The organism is Candidatus Contubernalis alkalaceticus, assembly GCF_022558445.1.
Lineage (GTDB): Bacteria > Bacillota > Dethiobacteria > SKNC01 > SKNC01 > Contubernalis > Contubernalis alkaliaceticus.
Window position 1 is genome coordinate 3,395,441 of record NZ_CP054699.1, and the last position, 22,961, is coordinate 3,418,401.

General features: G+C 43.2%; 19 protein-coding genes. All 19 read right to left on the reverse strand.

Annotated features, from left to right (window positions below):
* Positions 1–21: 21 nt before the first annotated feature.
* A complete protein-coding gene (locus tag HUE98_RS16760; protein ID WP_241421726.1) occupies positions 22–1,251 on the reverse strand; it encodes an O-antigen ligase family protein in 1,230 nt (409 codons plus the stop codon).
* A gap of 2 nt (positions 1,252–1,253) precedes the next feature.
* Positions 1,254–2,282, reverse strand: a complete 1,029-nt coding sequence (locus HUE98_RS16765) for a glycosyltransferase family 2 protein (RefSeq protein WP_241421727.1) — start codon at positions 2,280–2,282, stop codon at positions 1,254–1,256.
* A gap of 1 nt (position 2,283) precedes the next feature.
* Positions 2,284–2,979 (reverse strand): YveK family protein, encoded by a 696-nt coding sequence (locus HUE98_RS16770; RefSeq protein WP_241421728.1) that lies wholly within the window; start codon positions 2,977–2,979, stop codon positions 2,284–2,286.
* 69 nt (positions 2,980–3,048) lie between these two features.
* Positions 3,049–4,104: a dTDP-glucose 4,6-dehydratase gene (gene rfbB / locus HUE98_RS16775; RefSeq protein ID WP_241421729.1), complete on the reverse strand. Its 1,056-nt coding sequence runs from the start codon at positions 4,102–4,104 to the stop codon at positions 3,049–3,051.
* 9 nt (positions 4,105–4,113) lie between these two features.
* Positions 4,114–4,563 carry a GtrA family protein gene (locus HUE98_RS16780; RefSeq protein WP_241421730.1) on the reverse strand — a complete coding sequence of 150 codons (450 nt, stop codon included), beginning with the start codon at positions 4,561–4,563 and terminating at the stop codon, positions 4,114–4,116.
* A 183-nt stretch (positions 4,564–4,746) separates the two neighbouring features.
* On the reverse strand, positions 4,747–6,090 hold the full coding sequence (locus HUE98_RS16785; RefSeq protein WP_241421731.1) for a glycosyltransferase family 4 protein: 1,344 nt from the start codon (positions 6,088–6,090) through the stop codon (positions 4,747–4,749).
* A 9-nt stretch (positions 6,091–6,099) separates the two neighbouring features.
* Positions 6,100–7,146 (reverse strand): glycosyltransferase family 4 protein, encoded by a 1,047-nt coding sequence (locus tag HUE98_RS16790; RefSeq protein WP_241421732.1) that lies wholly within the window; start codon positions 7,144–7,146, stop codon positions 6,100–6,102.
* A gap of 17 nt (positions 7,147–7,163) precedes the next feature.
* A complete protein-coding gene (locus HUE98_RS16795; RefSeq protein ID WP_241421733.1) occupies positions 7,164–8,393 on the reverse strand; it encodes a class I SAM-dependent methyltransferase in 1,230 nt (409 codons plus the stop codon).
* Positions 8,394–8,409: 16 nt separating this feature from the next.
* Positions 8,410–9,612: a class I SAM-dependent methyltransferase gene (locus HUE98_RS16800; protein WP_241421734.1), complete on the reverse strand. Its 1,203-nt coding sequence runs from the start codon at positions 9,610–9,612 to the stop codon at positions 8,410–8,412.
* Between the two features lie 169 nt (positions 9,613–9,781).
* On the reverse strand, positions 9,782–11,008 hold the full coding sequence (locus tag HUE98_RS16805; RefSeq protein ID WP_241421735.1) for a glucosaminidase domain-containing protein: 1,227 nt from the start codon (positions 11,006–11,008) through the stop codon (positions 9,782–9,784).
* 104 nt (positions 11,009–11,112) lie between these two features.
* Entirely contained in the window at positions 11,113–12,669 is a 1,557-nt protein-coding gene (locus HUE98_RS16810) for a polysaccharide deacetylase family protein (protein ID WP_241421736.1), read from the reverse strand.
* 129 nt (positions 12,670–12,798) lie between these two features.
* Positions 12,799–14,022 (reverse strand): peptidoglycan recognition protein family protein, encoded by a 1,224-nt coding sequence (locus tag HUE98_RS16815; RefSeq protein WP_241421737.1) that lies wholly within the window; start codon positions 14,020–14,022, stop codon positions 12,799–12,801.
* A 208-nt stretch (positions 14,023–14,230) separates the two neighbouring features.
* Positions 14,231–15,352, reverse strand: a complete 1,122-nt coding sequence (locus tag HUE98_RS16820; protein WP_241421738.1) for a glycosyltransferase — start codon at positions 15,350–15,352, stop codon at positions 14,231–14,233.
* Positions 15,353–15,388: 36 nt separating this feature from the next.
* Positions 15,389–16,327 (reverse strand): GDP-mannose 4,6-dehydratase, encoded by a 939-nt coding sequence (locus tag HUE98_RS16825; RefSeq protein WP_241421739.1) that lies wholly within the window; start codon positions 16,325–16,327, stop codon positions 15,389–15,391.
* Positions 16,328–16,406: 79 nt separating this feature from the next.
* Positions 16,407–17,519 (reverse strand): glycosyltransferase family 4 protein, encoded by a 1,113-nt coding sequence (locus HUE98_RS16830; protein ID WP_241421740.1) that lies wholly within the window; start codon positions 17,517–17,519, stop codon positions 16,407–16,409.
* Positions 17,520–17,531: 12 nt separating this feature from the next.
* The gene (locus tag HUE98_RS16835; RefSeq protein WP_241421741.1) at positions 17,532–18,773 is read right to left on the reverse strand and encodes an ABC transporter ATP-binding protein; all 1,242 of its coding nucleotides are present in this window, start codon (positions 18,771–18,773) and stop codon (positions 17,532–17,534) included.
* The gene (locus HUE98_RS16840; protein WP_241421742.1) at positions 18,773–19,516 is read right to left on the reverse strand and encodes an ABC transporter permease; all 744 of its coding nucleotides are present in this window, start codon (positions 19,514–19,516) and stop codon (positions 18,773–18,775) included. Before HUE98_RS16840 ends, HUE98_RS16835 begins: the two co-directional genes overlap by 1 nt.
* Positions 19,517–19,841: 325 nt before the next feature.
* Entirely contained in the window at positions 19,842–21,644 is a 1,803-nt protein-coding gene (locus HUE98_RS16845; RefSeq protein ID WP_241421743.1) for a polysaccharide biosynthesis protein, read from the reverse strand.
* 311 nt (positions 21,645–21,955) lie between these two features.
* Positions 21,956–22,834: a glycosyltransferase family 2 protein gene (locus HUE98_RS16850; protein ID WP_241421744.1), complete on the reverse strand. Its 879-nt coding sequence runs from the start codon at positions 22,832–22,834 to the stop codon at positions 21,956–21,958.
* Positions 22,835–22,961 lie beyond the last annotated feature (127 nt).

The following is a 22,961-nucleotide window of genomic DNA, read 5'->3' on the forward strand; positions in this document are numbered from 1 at the left end:
TTTTTGTCCTGCATCCTATTTTTAATTTTTGCAGGTTGAATTTTTTCTAAGCTTTTCAACCCTTATTATTCTTGGTATGCAGGCACCCAGGGACAGGGCTATCCAAAAATATCGTAAAAAATAATTAGTTGCTGCCAGCCCGCCAAATAAAACACTTAGAGTAAAGAGCAGTGCTGTCTGGGCCCTGATATCTTTACTAAACTTTAACAGGTCCCAAATAATAATCCCCATAAATAATAAAAAGATGATTAATCCTATCACTCCCTGTTCTGCCAGTATGGAAATATATATACTGTGAGGTTCTCTCCCCACCCAATAAGCAAAATTGTTTAACCCTACGCCAAAAAGAAAGTTGTCCTGAATAAGCTTGAAACCGGCGCTCCAGATTTCTGTTCTGCCCGTGGCCGTGCCTATACCCTCTTCCATTAAGTCTGTAAACCTTACAAAGGCTTCAAATCGGGCAAATAATTCGCCCCCCATTAAGATAACAAAGAAAATCAAAGTAAATAACAGGACCGCTGTCATTAGTAAGCGGGAATTTATTTTTTTCTGTTTCAGACTGATGAAGACCGTAAAAGTGATAAAGGTAATCAAGAGAGCAATCCAGGCACCCTTTGAACCGGTTAAAAAAATCATAGTTACGATTACCATGGATCCCAACAGCAGGAAGGACCGGGTCCAGGTATTTTTCAGCCAATCCCACAATAAAGGGGCCGCCAGAAGGGAAAGGGTAAGGCTTCTGGAAAAATTATTGGGATTTTGAGAATCTACCAAAACCTGCCTTCCAAAGTCCTGCAGAAGTAAAGCCTTATACAAACCGTAACAGCTAAATAATGCCCCTGCCAAAAAGATTACCAGAATAATTATGCGAAACTTTCGGTCATTACTGCATATATACTGAAAAGCCAGGAAAAAGATTGAAACTTCTGCCAATCGAAGCACATGCCAGCGGGAAAAAGTCTCGGCCCAGGTAACCGAGAGATAGGACCAGGAGAAAAATAACATCAACAAAAATACCAGGGGCTTTGGGATAACCAATTTTTCACTGACTATAATGTCCAGTATTAAAAAAAACCCCAGCAAAGCCATTAAGGGTGCAGTGAGAGTCCTCCCCCCCAACATAAACAATTCTTCGCTGATGCTCATGAAGGCAATGAGCATCAGTAATAATAAAAGAATTTTGGGGAACAAAGAGTTGTCCTCAAGGCCGAAATATTTCCACTTGTTTATGGGAGCTGATTTTATAACCATATTTAATCACCCGGCTGCACAAACGGTTTTTTCACCCACGCATAATATAATGAGGGAGAAATTAAGTAATACTTGATTTTTCTGGAAATTTTATTATTTTTTCTAGGGACAGCCTTCATGGTTTTAATCATTTCTTTATTTAATTGAGGATATTTTTCATCAATCTCCCTGAGCAGAACGCCAATGTTCTTCCTGTGGGAATAATACAGACAGGATTCCAGGGCATTAAAGTAATTTATTATTATTTTTTTAGTATTCAACTCATTAATTACTTCATTTAAGTCTTCCCCGGGAATATTATTAAGATATTCACAGGTTCTTTTCAAGGCACCGATGATATCAAATTTTTTCAGGTCATAACGGTTGGAGATAGATCCTTCCCTTTGGACATAAAAAGACAGCACTTTGTTTATAAAATACACCTTTTTCGCCCTGGATAAGGCTTTATAGGTAAATTCCTGATCCTCCCCACAAAAACAGCCTGGAGTATACTTAAAATTATTCTCCAATAAAAATTCCCTGCTGTAGGCTGCACTGCCGGTCCAGATCCACATGGCCTTTTCTAGAATTATTTTCTTTAAGGTTTCAATTCCCGTAAGGCAATTATTCTCCGGATTTAAACCAAACCTGTGAATATAGTTAATTATAACGGTTTTATCTTCCTTAACCGTATTGTATCCCCAGCATAGAACCTCCATCTCCTGTTCACCCATACAGCAGTATATATTCTTCACTAAATCCTCAGATACATAATCATCTCCATCTAGAAACATTACGTATTTTCCTTGAGATTCAGATAACCCTCTATTCCTGGCAGAGCTTACTCCGCTGTTTTCCTGTTTGAATATCTTATAATTCTTGAAAGTGCTTTTTTTAAATATCTCCTCTATTGTGCTGATCGTTTTATCAGAAGAACCATCATCAACGATGATTATTTCAAATTCCTTTTCCCTCTGGCTAATTAAAGATTTTAGGGTTGCGGCACAATATTTTTCTACATTATATACAGGTACTATTATGCTCAGATTCACTTCAGTTCTCCTTGCCTCGGGTTTCCTTCACCAGGGGAATAACCCCCAAAACTTTAAATTCCAGGTACCTTTGTACTTGTTCAGGTTTTTTTATGGTGGTATCTAAAAATTCCAGGTAAAAAGACAGAACTACCGCCGACATTAATCCCACTACTGCCGCTGCCGTCATATTTAAACGGTGGTTGGGAGACACCGGCCTCCCGGGCACAAGGGCTTCGTCTATTAATTTAAGGTTATCCATATTAAATACCGGGGGCATTATTTCCTGTAAAGCAGCAGCTAATCCATTGGCTATGTCGGCGGCTAATTGGGGATTGGAATCATAAGCGGTGATGAAGAGCATCCCTGTGCCCTCTACCACATGGACATCCACCTTCCCCCTGAGCTGCCCCGGGGACAAAGAAGTTTCCAGCCTGTTCGCTGCTTTCTCCGCTACCATCCGGCTTTTGGCAATCTCCCGGTAGGTGGTGAGAAGATAGTTGTTAAAGTAGAGGTCTTGATAATCGGGGGCATCCGGATAATACTCCCATACCATCAGGCTGGCGGTGGACCTATAAACAGGGATAAGGTAATAGCTGCTGATAAGTGCGCTGGCCGTAACCGCCAGGAAAGGTATGATAATCAATAATAAAAGCCTCTCTCGGAGAATTCGGATTACCTCCCTGAGATCAACTTCCTGGGTTACGTGCTCCTCCATGTTATTTCACCCCGTATCTCCTTGTTCTTTAAAATCTTTTTTAGTTTACAGATAGCATAATTTAGGTGTTCATAGGGCCATTCTGCTGCTGTAGTTCATTTTTAGCCATTTCCGGTATTTTCCGGTTTTAACACTGTCCACCCATTGTCGGTTTTGCAGGTACCATTTTATAGTTTTCTTTAACCCGGTATTAAAGTTTTCCCGGGGCTGCCATCCCAATTCCCCCAATACTTTAGTAGAATCTACAGCATAGCGCAGATCATGGCCGGGCCTATCCTCTACAAAGGTAATTAATTTTTTATAAATGGAGGTATCCATATCCAGTTCTTCTGCCAGGACCTCACAGATCCTATTGACTATATCAATGTTCTTCCATTCATTGTTTCCACCGATATTATAAGTTTCACCTGTTTTGCCTCGGCTTAAAACCTCCCAAATAGCCCGGCAGTGGTCCTCCACATAAAGCCAGTCCCTGATATTTTCTCCCCGGCCGTAGACCGGCAGAGGTTTTCCCTCCAAAGCATTTAAAATCATTAAGGGGATCAGCTTTTCCGGAAACTGGTAAGGCCCATAGTTGTTGGAACAATTTGTTATCTTAACGGGTAAGCCATAGGTGCGGTAGTAAGCTCTCGCCAGGTGATCGCCGGAGGCCTTGGAGGCAGAGTAGGGGCTGCTGGGGTCATACCCGGTTTCCTCAGTGAAAACACCGGTTTCCCCCAATGAGCCGTACACCTCATCGGTACTTACATGGTGAAACACTTTTTCTAAGGGATTGTCCCAGTGTTTCCGACAGTTTTCCAGGAGGTTAAAGGTGCCGACAATATTGGTATGTATAAATTCCCCGGGACCGGCAATGCTTCTGTCCACATGGCTTTCCGCCGCAAAGTGTACAATAATATCCGGTTGATATTTTTCAAATACCCGGTTTACCTGACCGTAATCCGCGATATCTCCCTGGATAAAACAGTAATTATCACTGTTTTCTATATTTTTTAAATTTAAAAGATTAGCAGCATAAGTAAGCTTGTCTAAGTTAATAAAGTTGTAGTATGGATATCTGGGGACATAAAGGTTTAAAAAATTCGAACCGATAAACCCGGCCCCCCCGGTAACCAGTATATTCAAATGTACCACCTACCCCTTAAAAACAAACTTTTTTTTGAGGATATAGTTCCAAAGGGCTACTACCATAATAGATATAATTTTAGCAGGCTGGTAATGGACCTTCAGCATGTCTACTAAAGTTAATAGGATCAGCTGATTTAAAGCCAGCCCTGCGGCACTGACCCCTACAAAAACCATAAATTCCAGGCCCCGGGAATATCGCCCCCCTTGGAACACCCAGATGCGGCTTACCAAATAATTAAAAATAACTGCAGCGATAAAAGAGATTAAACCTGCCAGCAAATAGTACAAAGAAAAGGCCTCTACCAGTAGGATTAACAGGCCCATGTCTATGGCTGCTGCCAGAATACCCACCATAAGAAATCTAAGGATTTGACAGGTATTATTTCCTTTTTCCCGGGAAAAAACTGCTTTTAATTTTTCTTTGCAAAAAGCTGATAAGCCCTTGGATTGCACCATGATAGTTTTCTTCCCTGTTACCATTTTAATTTAAAGTGAATGATTATAAATTCCAGTTCCCTTTTATAAACCCTTCTTTTTCTAAAAATTTTTGTGCTCCTATGAAAACCCCTTATATAGCAAGGGATGAGGCTGTTATTGGGACTTCCCCGGTGATTAACAATAAAAATCCGGGGTTGGTGCTTAGATGATTTCGTTTAATCTTTCTGCAATTTTTTTAATTAAATTCCTATCCGGCTCCCTGACTCCCATACTGTAGAGGGAATCTCCTACGGCGGCATAAAAGGAACCATAGGCATGAATATTATTTTTATATAAGCGGCCCCCCTGAATATCCCACAAAAGCTGTAAATAGGATTTCACCGTCTTAGAGATATGATGATTTTCTTTTACATATTCATAAGCAGCTCTGCCCATATTTTCCCTCTTCCCTTTGTCCTTCAACAGCAGCCTCAAAGCCCTACCTATATCCTCTACTTCATTTTGGCCGCAGCTGACCTTCAGGGTAACTGTATCGGGGAAATCAGAAAAGGTTCCCACATTAGTGATAATGGCCGGTTTTCCCATGCCCAAGATTCTAATAAGGCTGGCAGAGGTTTCTCCCTGGGTGGGATAACGAAGATTAATGCAGAAATCCGATAATCTTATATAATCCTTGAAAGTATCCAGGTTCACAAATCCCGTAAACTTAACATGTTTCTGTAACCCCATCTCTTTTACCATCTCCTTGATGGGAAAATCCTCCTGTCGGTCTCCCACTATTATGTAAAGAAAATTATCAGCTTCCTTTTTTATTTGTTTCAGTGCTGCCAGCACCTTGTCTACCCTCTTATCCTTAGATAGAAAACCAAAGGAGGAGAATACCCTCTGATTTTCCCCAATATTGTACCGCTGCCTCAAAAGTTTTTTCTCTGCTGATAAAATAAGCCCTATATCCGGAGTAGGGAGAGGAGCCACTATGACAGGCAGGCTTTTATGAGTTTCATGAATTAACTTTTTAATAAAGTTAGAGTGGACAATTACCGCCCTGGAACAGTCTAAAATCCTTTTATTTAATGGGTATTTTAGGGTACTTACAGTATTCCATATCCTCCGCCGCTCCCCCTCCAGGGATTGTCTGGCCAACTGTTCTCCTTCTAACCCATAATTATATTTCATTTCTGCAATATAGCCTTTAAAATCATTTCTTCCCACAGTCTGATGAGCCAGCATATGGTGTAAAGCATAGTCATGAAGAACCACAATCCCCGGATATTTTATGGCTGTCTCATAAATGTTTTGATGAAACGTGTTGTTGTTTCCTATATGGTAGAGTACATGGTCATAGAAGGCGTGCATTTTGTGTTTAAGGAAATCCGTAGTATTAAAAAAAGTAAAAGTTGAGGCCAGCTGCTCTTGAGAGGCACCATCAATATCAGAAAACAAATCGATTTTTAAGTGTTGGCCCAATGAAGGAAGCAGCTCCAGGCTGTAATCGGATATCCCTGATTTTTGGGGAGGCAGTGGGCTAAAATAGGCAATTTTCATTTTACCCTCCTAATACTCTGCGGTTAATTTTTTTATAACATTATCCCACACAATCTTTTCTACCTTTTTATAACCCTTTTCCCCAAACTCCCGGCACTTCGCTTTTTGTTGGTAAAGGTAGTTGGCACTTTGAGCTATTTCCAGGGGATCATTACCGGTAATCAACCCATTTCTTCCGTCCTCCACAAATTCCAATACCCCACCGGAGTCACAGGTGGTGATCACCGGCTTTCTGCTTTTAAAGGCTTCCACCGTTACAAATCCATAGTCTTCATCCCGGGGAGAATAATAAACCGTAAAACAGTTGGCGTAGAGGGACAGAAGTTCATGGTCAGTTACGAATCCCTTAAAAATAACCCGGTCCATAACCCCTACCCTTTGGGCCAGCTTTTTCAGTTCATTCTCCTGGCTTCCCTTACCGGCAATGACAAACTTAATATCTTTATGAGTATACTGCATGGCCTTAATCATCAGGTCCAATCTTTTTAAAGGATCCAGCCTGCCGGCTACAAATATATAATCGCCATAACTGTCACTGTAATATTTTTGTTCATATTTTGTGGGAGGGTAAAGAGCTTCACTGTCTATACCATTATATTTTTTAAGCCTTTTCCCTACATTTTCAGATATGGTAAATATTTTTTTTGATTCCACCAGGGTGTTGTTATCTATGTTTTTTAACTGTTGAACATAAGAAAAATCCTCTACAGTATCTGCCAGATAAGAATATTCAGTCCCCATAAGATCATATGCCTGCCGGTGCTGATGGAACAGCCAGGTAACTTTATTGGAATGTTCTACCACATAGGTAGGATATTTTGTGCAAATCACCCGGTCTATTACTTCCCCATTGCTTTCACTGAGATCCAGCATCCTCCAGATCAAGGCCTGACTCACCAGCTGGTGGCTGGGATACCATTTAAATGGGATTCTGATAATTTCCGATTGAAAATTTCTTTCTTTCAGCTGTCTATCCAGCTCTTCTACCAGTACTTCAGCCCCACCGTAAATAAAGGGTACCTGGGTTGAGCATATGGCAATTTTTTTAATTTTCATTTTTCTTGTACACCATCCTATTTAACTGCTGCAATAGAATAATCTTGATAACCGTAAATCAGGTCATTGAGTTTCTTCATATTATTGTCTATCCTCTTAAAGTGCTCCTCCGGCAGGTTCAGAAGCTCTAATTTCTGTTCATGGGGAACCGGGGAATGAAACATTATATTTAAACCCTTAAAGCCAATGGACTGCAGCAGGTGTTCTAAGGTATAGGGATTAAGGGGCTTTATATGGGTAGGGTCTATATAAAAGGAAGCAGAAAAAATATACAGACAAATGGGATTGGGGGATTCCAGCAACAAAACGCCCCCGGGCATTATTTTTTTGTAGATCAGCCTAAAAAGCTCGATCATATAATCTAGATCTAAATGTTCCACCACATGGCCCATAAAAACTCCCTCTATGGTATTATCCTCTAAAGTTTCTAATAAAAGGGCGGCGTCCTGCTTTTTGACCTTTAACCCCTTACCTCCACAGTGCTTAACCATTTCTTCATCGGTATCTATCCCCAGGGCATCAATATCATTTTCTTGTAAAAGCTCCAGCATTTCCCCCCGGCCGCATCCGATATCCAGCACCTTGCTTTTCCCCTGAAAAAAGGGCAAGTAAACACTGAGCCTTTCCTTTATATCCTGTTCTTTTCCCCTGAACTGATTTTCAAGTTCAAGATAATCAAAGGGGACTACTGCACCCATAAGGCCTGCCTGTTTGGATCTAGAGGGTAAAAAACTGTTTTCAATATATTTTAGCCGGCCTTCCATCGTTTTCATCTGCTTTATAAGCAGTTCCTCCCGGATTTCCCCCTTTAATTTCAATTCACTAACCTGGTTATTTAAATCAGCAGCCACGGCCTTAAGCTCATGAATCGTCTCATGATGATAATTCACACTGCCGGATACCTGCAGGCAGAGTTCCTGTAAACTTCTGTTTACAGAAGCATTATAAATCCTCTGCTGCTCCATGATGGGCTCCAGGTACCAGGAAATAAGTTTTCGAATTACTTTTTTAAATAAGGTTATCACCGGGCCGATTATTTTCTTTTGAGAGGAGGGAGCAGTCCCTTGAATATTCCAGGTATTATTACCTTCCTCCATTTCCCTGTAGACAGCGCCTATATCCAAAGAAAAATCATGGTGACTATGGAAAGAGCTGTCTTCTTTTTTTAATAAATTTTTCTCCTGGTTCTCCAATATTCGCTTGTAAATATATTCTTCAATTTCTGCAGTTTTGTTCTCTTTAGACACAAGTTCACCTCTATTCTCAGATGTTTTTTAAAGATACTTCCCGTGGGGCGGTGCCTTTCTGAGAAAACCAGAAAAAACCTTCGTTAACCAAATCTAATTTCCAGATATCCCGGTCATAGTCCGGGGGCAGTTCATAGGCCATTTGAAACTCAACTTGACTCCCCGGTAAGACATGGCAGGGAAGTCGAAAACGCCATTTGGCCTCCTGAAAATTTTCCATCCCCGGGGTTCCCCGATAAAGAGCAGTGGAAACAACCCCTCTGCTGCTGTGCCGATAAAGCCAAATGGTATCTCCGGTATTTTTTAGGCACAGGGAGAGTTCCAATAAACGTTTCTCCCTGCTGAATGAAGACTGCAGCACAGTGATTTCCCCCGCTGAATGGGCCTGGGGATCCTCTGTGGTAGGCCCTTCCCCGTAAGGCTTGATAGCGGTCAAAATATTATTTCCCCCGGCCGGCGTCTGCGCTGCCTGCCCTATGGGTATATTCTCCAATGCTGCAGGGAAAAAACCGTTTATCTGGTGGTATCTTTCCAGCTGAATGAACCCTTTTTCCCCCAGCAAATAATCCAGGTATTCTTCAGAAAATAGACTCTCCAAAGTCCCAAATCTTTTCATGGTTTCCTGGTACAGCTTCTCCTGCTCCCTATCCTGGGGCACCCAGGCATTTTCATGGATTCCTATAACTCCTCCGGGGCTTAAAAGATGGTAACACTTCTCCAGGCCGACATTTTCATCCACAATATGATGCAGAGCATCAAAAAATATAACCCCGTCAAATTCCCCCGGATTAAGAGAGCACTCCTCCAGAGTAGTGCAGTGGAAAACTACCGGAGGAGGATCCGAAAGGTGAAGATGCCTGATAAAATTACTGACCCGTTCCCTGGCAATATTTAAAAAGGTTTCACTGGGCTCTACAGCCTCCACGGAGTAACCTAACCCCACCAGTATCTCCGTAACCCATCCCGGGCCGCTGCCCACCTCCAATACTTTTCCCCGGGGCTTAATCTTCATAGCCTGCAGCAGTCCCAAAAGCCCGTACATATTTTGATAATAATCCCCGTTGTAAGGCATGGGGTCATAAGGCTTCCGATAGATATATTCCAGTTCTTCTTTGGCTAAATTATCTACATAGTTCTTGGCTGCAGTGATAAATTCACCATACTGCCGGTCTTTATAAAATACCCGCCGTTTACATTTCGGCATTTTTTTCTCAGACAAAAAATCCACCCTCCAATGTCAGTCAATAAGGATAAATTTCGCTTTGTTCCTGTACTCTTCCTGCCTAAAAGACAGGAATTAATAAAATCCCCAAAAAAAAGCTTCCCCTTTAAAAATGGAGGAAGCTGTAAGATCCAGACGGAAACTGCCAGGATAGGCCGCTTAAAATTTAATACGCTAATAAATCATTTAAAAGCTGCATAACTCTTTCTGCATAAATGGAATGAACCGCCCATCTTGCCCCCATTTCTTCCACCGTGGTAATAGTTCCAGCCCAGGTAAGGCTCATAACTGTATGGTATCGTCCATGGGGTACTCCGATGGGAGGTAATCCTACATAAGCACTCATATGATTAAAATGCCCCCTAACACCATCCTCCGGGCTGGCAAAAGTTTCATGGTCCGCAGGGGTATCACCGGTGGCATACCGGGTCTTAATGCCTGCCCAGTTATTCTGCTCAGGGGAAACAATTCCGGTATAATGTCCATAGGCTGTCTCATGGGCAGACTGGACGTATAAAATCTCTGGATTAATGCCGGTCAAATTTCCGTAATGCCAGTATAGAGGAGCAATGTCAATAAAACGCTGATGAGCCTGTTTGGAGGCTGCCCACTGCTGGGCTTTTTGAACGGTAGTAGTCGTCGGCCTGACGATTATATTCAAAGGCAGCTGAGGATTTGGCGCAGCATGGTTAAAGGGGGTATAGGCACCATAGTAAGTCATTGCACCCCCCGCCATATCAATTGCATGGACCACCATCTCATATTGGCCATAATCCAGCTGCCTGACCATATTAGGAGAAGCCTGATATGGATTGGATGAATCCAGGGGACTATATTGGCCGCCCCCCTTCCGGTATTGAAGGGCATATATTACATTGGTACCCCCCTGGGGGACAGCGGTAACATGCACCTTATTCCCTTCAGAATAAACCTGCATACTTACACCCCTGAAAGGAACGTATGAGGAAGGATTGGTGTTTCCAAAAACCACATATGAACCGGTGTATGTCCCCTGGTTAGATATCCCATGAGCCACTATTTCATAAATAGCTCCTTCCCGGGCACCTTCCCATATAAACTCACTATCTAATGAGTAATCCCTAATCATATTGTACCCGCCGCCACTGTCCATTTCCCTTACCTCAAACCGGTAGCGGGTATTGTTCTCGGAAGAACCTGCAGTCAACCGCAGCCTGGTGGAGCTAACTCTTTGCACAGCAAGATTTATGCTGAAAAGGCTTGTCCCAACTAAGGAATCGTCAACTGTATGAGATCCGTTGGCCCCTGCCGATTCTACGGCCTTGGGCAATCCTGCCATGGGTGATGAGCTTATCAACAAAATAGTTAAGGTGAAAATCAGTAATCTCAATGCTTTTTGCCCTGTAAACTTCATGTCATTTCTCCCTTTTCATGTGAATAGAATGATTTGTTTACTCCCCATAATTCTATTCACTTGTGCCTTTCGGCAGATTTTTTAGGTTATTGGTATTCCAACCATCAAGATGCGAAACGGTTTAAACCGTCTCGGGTGACACCAATGGGTATACCTACATTGAAGCAGTAGTCGATGATTCGTGTCAGCTCAGCCTGGGAAGTGTCATTGACATTATGAACACAAAATACCAGCCATCCATTATTCTGTAGAGCGGTATCTATCAAGGCTTTCCAGTTTTTTTCGCTTACATCCCATAACAGATTGCCGCTCATATTGGTTAAAGTTACCCTCTTCAGCTTATGCCTGTTGGCTTTGACATAACTTGCGTAATTAATATTATTCAGGTTTCCTGCTCCATACATTTCGTTAACCAGGTTGTTACTGCTCAAACCCCCGGCATAGGCGGCACTATAATGCTGAGAGGCCCTTTGGGCCACCCGGTCATCTACGGAATAGTAAGGATAGGTAAAGGAATAAACGCCGTATTTAGCTAACCTGTTTTTGCTCTCCGCCAGCTGATAGTTAAGCTGCGCATCATCTAAATATATCAACTCCATGGGATGGGTATGGCTGTGGGAGTTGATTTCCCAGCGGGGGGCGGAATTCTGTGCCGCATGGTCAATTTGCGACCAGCTGGCTAAAGGATATCCCTGAAAACTGCCGCTGTCAATCAAGGCAGGGGGAATACTCCACACCGCGGGAATTCCTTTGGACTGAAATAATGGATATAACCGTTGATACTGGTTCAGGGTGCCGTCATCCAGCACAAAGGTTACCAGGCCTCTGCTGCTGGGGTCCGATGGGTCAGGCAGGGTAAGGTTAAAGGGGGTATAGGCACCATAGTAAATCATTGCACCTCCCGCCATTTCTATGGCGTGAATCACGATTTCATATTGTCCATAAGGCAGCTCTCTGACAAATTCAGGTGAAGCTTGATAGGGGTTAGAGGAATCCAGGGGACTGTATTGCCCCCCTACCTTCCTGTATTGGAGGGCATATATGACGTTGGTGCCCCCCTGGGGAACAGCAGTAGCCCTTAATGTATTCTTCTGAGAAGCAACCTGCATGCTGACACCCTTGAAAGGCACATAGGATGAAGGGCTGCTGTTTCCAAATACCACATAATTACCGTGATAAACCCCTTGTGCTGATATCCCATGAACCACTATTTCATAAATAGCCCCTTCCCGGGCATTTTCCCAGGTGAAACGATGATCTGTTGAATAATCTCTGATCTTGGTGTAACCACCGCCGCTGTCCATTTCCCTTACATCAAACCGGTAAAGAGTATCCCCTGCGTGGGAGGAGCTTGCGGTCAACTGCAGACTGGTGGAACTAACCCTGTGAACCCCCAGTGAAACATTAAATGGTGTTTGGGTCAGGTTATAATCATCCCCATCTGTATCCCCGCCTGTGCTCTTGCCTGTATCTCTGCCTGAGTTATCAGCTGCATCACTGCCTGTGTCTTTGCCTGAGTTATCACCTGCATCTTTACCTGTGTCTTTATCAGTATCCTTATCTGTATCCTTGTCTGTGTCCTCATCTATCTCTTTGTCTATGTCATCTCCTGCATCTTGGGCTTCGCCTTCTGTGAAATATAAGGTACCTTCAGACGTCACTTTTTCCCCACCTGCAGCAGCCGCCGATCCTGTCAACAGTAATGAAAAGATTAAACATGTTGACAGGAAGACTCTCCAAAAAGCTTTATTGCCCATGAAAAGTTTCAATTTTTCATCATTTCCTTTATCTTATTTATATGTATTTAACACTCTTTCCGTTTCCTGCCTCAGTTCTGCCATTCTGAAAAACCTGCCGGGGCAGGCGGTGGCAGACACGTCATTATGCCCAATGATATCAGAAAGGTTCAGTTTATTATCCCGTAAAAATTTGGCATTTAACAGGGCTCCGCTTTTCACCTGGGCATCGGTCATAGACTCCTGCTCAAAATGACCCTGATAGCCAATTCCCAGGGTTCGGCTGTTCCAGTTGGCCCCGGCATGAGCTCCGCAGTTTAAACCCCTTCCTAAATAGATTTGACCGTTTTTAGCAATCCAATAATTATAGCCAATTCCGTACCAGCCATTTGTGTCCCTATGATAAATATGAACATCATGAACTGTCCAGGTTGGATGAGCCATGTGATGCTGAATCAGTTTTATAATAGGTTCCCTAATGGGAGTTAACGCTCCACTAAAAACTAAACCGGGGTCTATAATGGTTACCGGGATGGCGGGTGGTGCTGCCGGGGGAGGTGCTGCATGATTAAAGGAGGTATATGCGCCATAGTAAGCCATTGCCCCTGACGCCATTTCAATTCCATGAACCACAATCTCATATTGGCCGTAATTTAGCTGTCTGACAAAATTGGGGGAAATCTGATAAGGATTAGACGCATTCAAGGAATTATATTGACCCCCCACCGGCCTGTACTGAAGGGCGTATATTACATTGGTACCCCCCTGTGGGACAGCAGAAATATGCACATTATTCCCTTGAGAGTTAACCTGCATACTCAAGCCCCTGAATGGAGCGGATGACGAGGGACTGGTGTTTCCAAAAACTACGTAACAACCGTTATAAGCCCCCTGGTCAGATATCCCGTGAGCTACTAATTCATAGACAGTTCCATCCTGGGCATTTTCCCAGGTGTAACTGTTGTTTGTTGAATAATTTCTAATCATGGAGTAACTGCTTCCACTGCCCATTACCCTCACATCAAACCGATAACGGATATCCCCTGCCGGGGAGCAGGCTGAAGTCAACAGCAGCCTGTTGGCACTGATTCTTTGAACATCCAGCGAAACATTAAAATTTGTTTGGGCCTCCATAAAGTCAAGGTTATTAGGGTCCTCCATGGCTTCTACTAAACGGGTGAAATATAAGGGGGACAGGGAAAAAACCGCAACACCCTTTACCAGTATAAATATAAATTTTTTACGGGACAAAAATTTTTTTGTACCTTCTGATAACATTTGCTTTCCTCCTGAAACAACATTATGTTGAATGTAATACGTTAACCAATTCAATGCACTTTACACAGTTATTTCCAAGCAAAGAGTATATTCGACAAAATCAAATAAAATTCCTTCCAGGGATAGTAAATTTTCACACAAAAAAAAGGCCCCACGGTAAATATGAAAAATAAGAGAGAATGTTCCAAACATTTCCGATCAAAGGGCTTTAAAAAAGGCCCTCATACAGGCGTAAGATATTGTTTAACATTTTGTCCCGGGTAAAATAATGCTGAAATCTTTTTCGGGCGTTGTAACCATATTCTTTTCTCAGCCCTTCATCCGCCAGTAGTTCTTTAATGGCATTGGCTAAAGCCCCGCTGTTTAGGGGAGGTACCGTTATCCCTGTCTGCCGGTCCAGGCTGGCAAAAGTGATTCCTGTGGGCAGCAGGGTGTTTATGACAGGCCTGGCACAGGCCATAGCCTCCAACTGAACCAAACCAAAAGCTTCCGAATTGGCAGAGGAGGGCAGGACAAAAATATCACAGGCTTCATAGTATAGGGGCATGTCCTCCTGGTCTATCTCTCCCAAAAAAAATACCCGCTTCTCCAGGCCTGTTTTATGGACCAGGGCTTTATGCTGTTCCAACAAGGGTCCGTGGCCAATGACCAGCAGCCTGGCATTAACCTGCCCCATGGCCCGGATAAGATATTCCAACCCTTTATAATATACCAGCCGGCCTACAAACAAAAGCAGGGGGCCGCCGCCGTATTGATTTCGAATATTTTCTATCTTTTCCGGCATATCCTTACTTTGAAAAGGAGAGTCATCAATGCCGTAGGGAATCACCATGCATTTTTCCCTAAATTCTTTTAAAAATGGGGAAAATTCTATATTGGCGGGGGCTGCTACCAGTATTTTATCCGCCAGATTTAAAAATTTATATAAAAAAGAGCGGTAGTACTTCAACCAAAACTGCTGGCGAATAATATCGCTGTGCCAGGAAACCACAATTTTCTTGTTTTTAGGCTTCATGAAAAGATAGGACAAATCCCCCAGGGGAAAGGGCATATGAAAATGGAGGATATCCCGGTCCCGGCTCAGCCTGTTTAACAGCAGAGGAAACCCCGGAGATAAGGGCATAGAAGCATAAAGGCCTAAACTGCCGGAACGTATTACTTCCACTCCATTGATTACCTCATTTGCACCTCTTCCTTTTTCCTGACATACCAGCACTTTTATATCCAATTTATCTTTCAAGCCTTCGGCGATATTCTGGACAATTTTTTCAATCCCGCCGATATGAGGAGAATATAGCTTGTTCACCTGCAGCACTCTTAGTCTAGACATTTTTGCATCCCCTGGTTTTTAGGTTTTTTTCTACTATTACGTCCTGCTGCGCCACCAGTCCAGCGTTTCTGCCAAACTTTCTTTAAATTCCCTTTGGGGCCTCCAACCGGTGGCTTTTTTGAGTTTCTCCGCCGAACCCACGGCAATGGGAACCAGAGAAGAACGTTTTTTTGCCTCATCAATCTTCACATCTACGGAAACTGAGGCACTTTCTATCAGATAGTTCAAAATATCTTTTATAAAGCGGGGAGTCCCGGAACAAACATTGTATATGCCGCTGTCCACCTTCTTTTCCATCAAGTCTGCATAGGCCTTGACTACATCCCTGACATCGGTAAAATCCCTTTGAACCGCCAAGTCACCCACCCTGATCACCGGAGGAATCAAAGATTTTTCTATGCGGGCAATTTGTGAAGAAAAATCGCTTACTACATATCCCTCCATCTGCCCCGGTCCAAAATGGTTAAAGGGACGAATATGAATAATGTTTAATTTTTCTTTACAAGAATACTGCACAGCCACCTGCCCCAGGGCTAGTTTACTGGTAGCATAAGGGTTTTGGGGGAAACAGGGGTCCTGCTCCAGTAATAGTCGGCCGGATTTGCCCGTTAAGCCGTATTCCTCCCCAGAACCTATGGTTATCAGCTTAACCTGGCGAAATTCTTGGCTCAGGACATGAATCATCTTAATGGTCCCCAGGGTATTTACCTGAAAGGTTTCAGAAGGGTTGTCCCAGGCAACCCCCACATAACTCTGCCCCGCCAGGTTAATTATACAGTGGGGCTCAATCTCATATACAACCCGTCGAAATTGTTCTGAATCCATAATATTCAAAGGAATGATTTTGACCTGGGAACCATAATTAACCATCTCATGATACAATCCGGCATATATTTCATGAATTTCTCTTCTCTTTAACTCCTCCACCAGATTACGTCCCACAAAACCACCGGCACCGGTAACTAAAATTCGCATCTCTGTTCTCCCCTTAAAGATATATGTCGTATAGTTGGAAATATATTTTTCGTATAAGTGATGAGTCCTACATTAACTATTACGTCATTAACTTATGAAATACCTGCAGGGTTTTTTCCGCAGTCTTTTGCCAGGAAAATCCCTGGGCTTGAGCCTTCCCCAATTTTTTTAACTTTTGCTGCAGCAGCTTATCCGAAAGGACCCTTTCCATCTGTGTGCAAAGGCCCTGAACATCACCCGGTTCCACGTAAAGGGCTGCCTCTCCCGCCACCTCCGGAAGGGAAGAAACGTTAGAGGTAATCACCGGAACTCCTGAAGCCATGGCCTCCAGCACTGGCAGGCCAAAACCTTCGTATAAAGAGGGATATACAAACAGAGAGGCTCCCCGGTATAATATCGGCAATTCCTCAGTATCCACATAATGCAGGAAACGGACGGAATCCTGTAAGGACAACTGCTGGATCAAAAGAGGAATATCCTGTACCTTCCAGCCTGTCTGTCCCACTATGACCAGCAGCAGTCTGGTGCCGGACTTCTTTTTATATGCGGCAAAAGCTTTTAATATAGTATCAACCCCTTTGCGGGGTTCCACCGTTCCCACAAACAGCATGTACCCTGGGGACAGGCTGTGCCGGGCAAGAACTTTCTCTATTATATTCTGCCGGGGCTCCTGAAAAAATTCCCCCCGGGCGGCCAAATGAATCACTGTAGTTTTATGTTCCGGGTATCCGTAAAACTGAACCAGGTCCCGGGCAGTATTATGGGAAATTGTCAAAACATGATGGGCCTTCTTCAGATAAAGGGGCATAGCCGCCTTTAAATGAGCATTAATCCGAAAAGGCAGTGTCTTTGGGTACTTATAGTAAACAAAGTCATGCACCGTTACCACTTTTTTTATGTGTTTAGGCCACAGGGGAAGAGAGTAATTCCCACCCCAAAAAAGCTGTATCTTATCCTGCACCAGGGCCTGGGGCAGGATTTTTTGAAACCACCACAGTGTACGCCGGGAGGGAATAACCCTCAGGTGAAAAGACTCTTTGAATTCAGAAGCCTCAAAGGGCCTGGGGGAATAAAGATAATATTCATTCTCTTTATCCACTTCATGTAAGGCCTGCAGCAGAGAGGCAGCATAGTGGCCAATACCGGTTTTGGCGGTGCTGAGCATAGCTGCATTGACTCCGATCTTAACCATAGCTGAACCCCTTTACCCGTAAAATTCACTGTTATCAGTCAAAACCGCCGTAACCGGAAGGTAACAAACCCCGATGAACTGACTTTCTTTACCGGGAACCACCTGCAGTATTACGGCGTGCTCCCACCAATCGTAGTTTCCCTGCAGGTGCGTGGGCCCGTGGTGGACCGCTGCCGTAAGACTGTAATGTCCCGCCCCAAAATTTATAGGCATTCGAAAAATCACTTCCCGCTCTTCTCCCGCCTTACATGTGCCCAGCTCCAATCCCAGGTTGTATGTATTGGTGCCAAAAATATCGTTGCCCAGGCGGTCCTTAAAAAGTATTCCCACTGTGGGTTGAATTACCTCTTTCAAAAACCCTACCTTAACCCGGAGGTCCACCATATCTCCCACCTGAACAGCATTTACCACCTGGTTCTTACACAGCATTTCCACCTGGGATATTCGGGCGGCTCCGTCTCCGGATCGGGTAATCATTCTATTCCCTTCCCCGGGATTCTGTTGAATGGCATAACCGGCTTCCCGGGTGGCAATTACGGCGTTATAGTAGTCCAGTATTTCTTCGGGGTACCCCTCCTTGATCAACTGTCCCCCATCTAAAAGGATGGCGCGGTCGCAGAGGTTTTTTACTGCTCCAGGGTCATGGGAGACAAATAAAAGGGTTGTGCCCTGTTCTTTAAATTTCCTCAGCCGGGCAAAACATTTATGCTGAAAATAGGCATCCCCCACCGATAGGGCTTCGTCCACGATAAGTACTTCGGGACGGACAGCGGTGGCGGCAGCAAAGGCCAGCCGAACGATCATGCCGCTGGAATAAGTGCGGATTGGCTGATCAAAATAATCACCAATTTCCGCGAAAGACTGGACTTCCGGCATCATCTCCTGTATCTGTTCATTTCCAAAACCCATAATCTGTCCCGTCAAAAACACGTTTTGACGTCCGGTAAATTCCGGATAAAAACCCATTCCCAGTTCCAGCAGGGCAGACACCCTGCCCTTTACATCATAACTGCCTTCACTCATCTGTGTAGTCCCGGTCAATATTTTTAAAAGAGTGCTTTTCCCGGCACCGTTTTGACCCACTAACCCCAGGGACTGGCCGGATTTAACGGAAAAGCTGATGTTTCTCAGCACCCACTGGGGCTGGTGCAGGGTGACTTTACCCCGGGATTTCCACTCCATAATCCTGTGCCAGCGGTTGGTATAACGCTTATATTTTTTTCCCAGATTATTTACCACCACACAGCTGTCCATTAGAGTTCATCCACCATTTCCTTGTCCAGTGCAGTAAAGGTTTTATATCCTATGAATAAAAACAAAACACATAAAACAGCCATGGGCAGAGCCGTCCACCAATTGGGCCACTGGTTGTGCAAAAAAACCTTCTGGTAGCCCTGCACAATGCCGGTCATGGGATTTAAGCCCAGCAGCCATCTATAATTCTCGGGAACCACCTCTATGGGATAAACCATAGGTGTTAGCCAGAACCAAAACTGTAAAACTACTCCCAGGACATGGCCTACATCCCGGAAAAAGACATGAAGAGTGCCTAAGAAAATCCCCAGGCCCACGGCAAAACCCTGCTGCAGAGTGACTAATACAATGATGGAGGTCCAGGACCAGTTGGGCCATCTTCCCACAAAGGCCAAAAATACCATGAACAGTACCATCAGTATAATATAGTTTATACCGGCAGAAAGGAAAATGTAGATGGGAAGGCTGGTACGGGGAAAGCTCACCTTCTTCAGCAGGGCAGATTGTTCCAAAAAAACGTTTTGACAGCGAAGCAGCACTTCTGTAAAAAACTGCCAGGGCAGGATTCCGGCACACAGGTATATACTGTAGCCCAGAGTATCATCAATTCCCGGCAGCTTGGCCCGCATAACCTGGGAAAAAACCAGAGTATATATCAAAATCATAGAAAGAGGATTCAAAATCGCCCAGAAAGAACCCAAAAGTGAATTCAGGTATCGGGAACGAAAATCCCTGGATACCATGCCCACAATAAAAGGGCGATATGTCCATAATTGTCGTAAAATAACAAGCTCCTCCTCCGGTCATAACAAAATCTTTGCCGCCAATCAAATTATATCAGTTTATGTAAATATGCATAGGATGCTTTTAAGCTCCTTTCAGGTATTTCATTCGCTAAAAACTGCTATTATCCTTTAGTTTTTTGTTTCCATATAAAAAAAATTCTAAAATATGGGAAAACAAAAAGATACCCCAGAAGGGCATGCAATGAAAAACCTTACATAATGATAACGGCTGAAGGCTAGGTTGTAAGAATGGGTAGTTACTGCTCAGGTGTCTTTAACTAATTCAGCCATTGATTATATTAGACAGTTTTTCTCTTAAGGATCCTTCTTCCTCCAGGATAAAATTAATTTTTTGAATCACTTCTTTTTTAAATTTCTGAAGCTTAACTTCATCAGGATCAGCGATGAAAATCCTTTCGTGTTTGGTGGAGGCCACCCTTTCCTTTTTGGTCAGCAGTTCTTCAAAGAGCTTCTCCCCATCCCTTACCCCGGTAAACTCAATGGCAATATCCTGGTACGGCTCAAATCCCGATAATTTAATCAGGTCTACAGCCATATCCAAAATTTTAACCGGTTCGCCCATATCCAGAACAAATATTTCCCCTTTTTGTTCCATAGCCCCGGCCTGAATCACCAGCTGCACCGCCTCACTTATGGTCATAAAATAACGGGTCATTTCCGGATGGGTAACGGTAACGGGCCCACCGGAGGCAATTTGTTTTTTAAATATGGGAACCACGCTTCCCCGGCTTCCCAAAACATTTCCGAAGCGAACAGCACAGTATTTAGTGGAACTCTGCCGGGCGGTCACCTGCATGATGATCTCGGCAATTCTCTTGGTAGTACCCATAATACTGGTGGGGTTCACCGCTTTATCCGTAGAAATCAAAACGAAATGTTCTACTTTATATTTATCCGAAAGGTCAATTACATTTTTAGTGCCGAATACATTATTTTTGACGGCTTCCTCAGGGTTTAACTCCATCAAGGGAACATGTTTATGGGCGGCGGCGTGAAAAACCACCGTGGGCCGGTACAGGCTGAAGACATTTTCCATGGCCTGGGTATCCTTAATATCACAAATAACCGGAACGATATTGAAGTCCTTATTGTTCAGTAAAAGCTCCATATGTATTTCAAAAATACTGTTTTCACCCCGGCCTAAGAGAATCAGATCCCGGGGATGAAACCTGGAAATCTGACGGCACAATTCAGAACCGATGGAACCGCCGGCCCCGGTAACCAGGACCGTTTCTCCATTGAGATAATTGGCAATCTGGTCAATATCCACACTGACCGCATCTCTCCCCAGCAGGTCCTCAATATCCACTTCCCTAATTCTATTCAACTCTATATTTCCGTTTAAGAATTCATAAACCCCCGGCAGTGTTTTCACCACTGTCCCTACTTCTTTGCAAATCTGCAGAACCTGTCTCATGACGGCCTTTTCCGCGGTGGGCATGGCAATAATCACTTCATCAATATAGTTGTCGATGAGTACCTGCTTTAAGTTTGAACGGTTACCTAAAACCGGAAGCCCGTGAATGGTCATCTTCTCTTTGGAGGGATCATCATCAATAAATCCCACCGGCTGATAGTTAAGCTTTTGCATGTTTTCCTTGACTTCCTTCAGCACCATGCTTCCCGCTGACCCGGCACCCATAATTAATACTCTTTTGAAACTCACCGGCAGAGTGCTCTTGATAAGCCTTCTGATGATTCTGGCACCCAACCTCAGGCCCCCGGTAAAAATAATGTTTATCAACCACATAAGAACCGGAATACTGCGGGGCATATTGAAATCCGCCAGGTTCATATTAATTATGTAAATTACAGAGCCGGATAAAGCGGTCCCCAAAGTAACACCAAATAGAACTGAAATCAGCTCATCAATGCTGGCATAATTCCACAGGCTGTTATATAGTCCAAATACTTTAAAGGAAATCAAAAAACAGACTACAAAAACTGCGGCTTTAAGAGCGAAATAGTTGTCATACATCTCCAAAATTCTTCCATCAAAACGCAGCATGTAAGCTAAATATAAAGCAGCCGTAATCAATACGATATCCCAAAACAATAGTGACAACTGCCGCCTCTTTAAACTGTCGGTTAAGGTTTTCTTATATTTGCGCAGTAGGTTCAAAACTGAAATACTTCCTTTCAAAGTGAACTCGTTTCAGCAAGCTGAAACATCGGGGAATCATGTGGAGACTCTACTCCACCTGATTATAAGCCCCACCTACGCTAACGCTTAGAGGTGGGGGTATTATACCCCAAATAAAAGAGATAAAAAAAATAGTAAAGCCATTTATGTAAATTCAGTACAACCTTACTAATCATTCTACATTTAAAATAAATTTACCTTTAAAAATTATGGATTTTTTGGCAGCCAATTTGTTAAATTTTGTTGTTATTTCTTTCCTCCGGTAAAGTTTTATTCTGATGGTAAATTATTTTATCTTTTAGACGAAGGAGATAATTACCGTTAATAATTTTTAATAAAATCATTTTCCCCCGGACATATGTACGGGGGATCCCTATATATTGAGTTGATAAAACTCGGGAAATAGGGAGTTCCGCATAATACTTTCGAAACAAACGCTGTCTTTCTTCTTCACATTTTAGAGTATTCTCACTGTGAAACACTACTGTTTTGGCCTGAGGATGACACCGCCAGTTAGCCAGGGCTATGTTTACCTTTTTCATTTTGGCATTCCTGGTCAATCGGGAAAAATATTCATCATCCATACAAAAATTAAAAGATTCGTCAAACAAACCCACCTTTTCCGTACATCTTCTCCTCCAAAAAATAGAGTTAGAGGCCAGCACAACGCCAAAACCAATCATTGAAGCCATAAAACGATTAAATTTAAGTTCTTTAAATCTATACCGATACCTGCCCTGAGAATCCATAACATTGTAATCCCCGTATACAATGTCCAGGGATTCATCCTCTTTAAAAAATGAGGCGGCTTTCTTAAAAGCCCCGGGACAAAAAGTATCATCTGAATTAATCCAGCAGATGATATCCCCCCGGGCACTTTCTAAAGCAGTATTTAGGGCTTTAGTCTGACCGCTGTTATTTTGTCTGATGAGACGCACTCTATCAGGGTATCTATCCGCATAATGTTGAATCACTTTTACAGATTTATCCGTGGAACCATCATCCACAATTATATGTTCAATATATTCATAATCCTGGTCCAGTACACTTTGAATCGTTTCGCCTATGTATTTTTCATAATTATAGTTTGGCGTAATTACGGAAATAAGCACTTTAATCCCCTTTAAGAATCTAGTTAATTAACTATTTCTTTTCCGCATAATCTTTAAAAATTCCTGCTTGTTACCATAATTAGAATAAATTAATTTTAAGAATCCTCTCTAACAAAATATAAGGCAA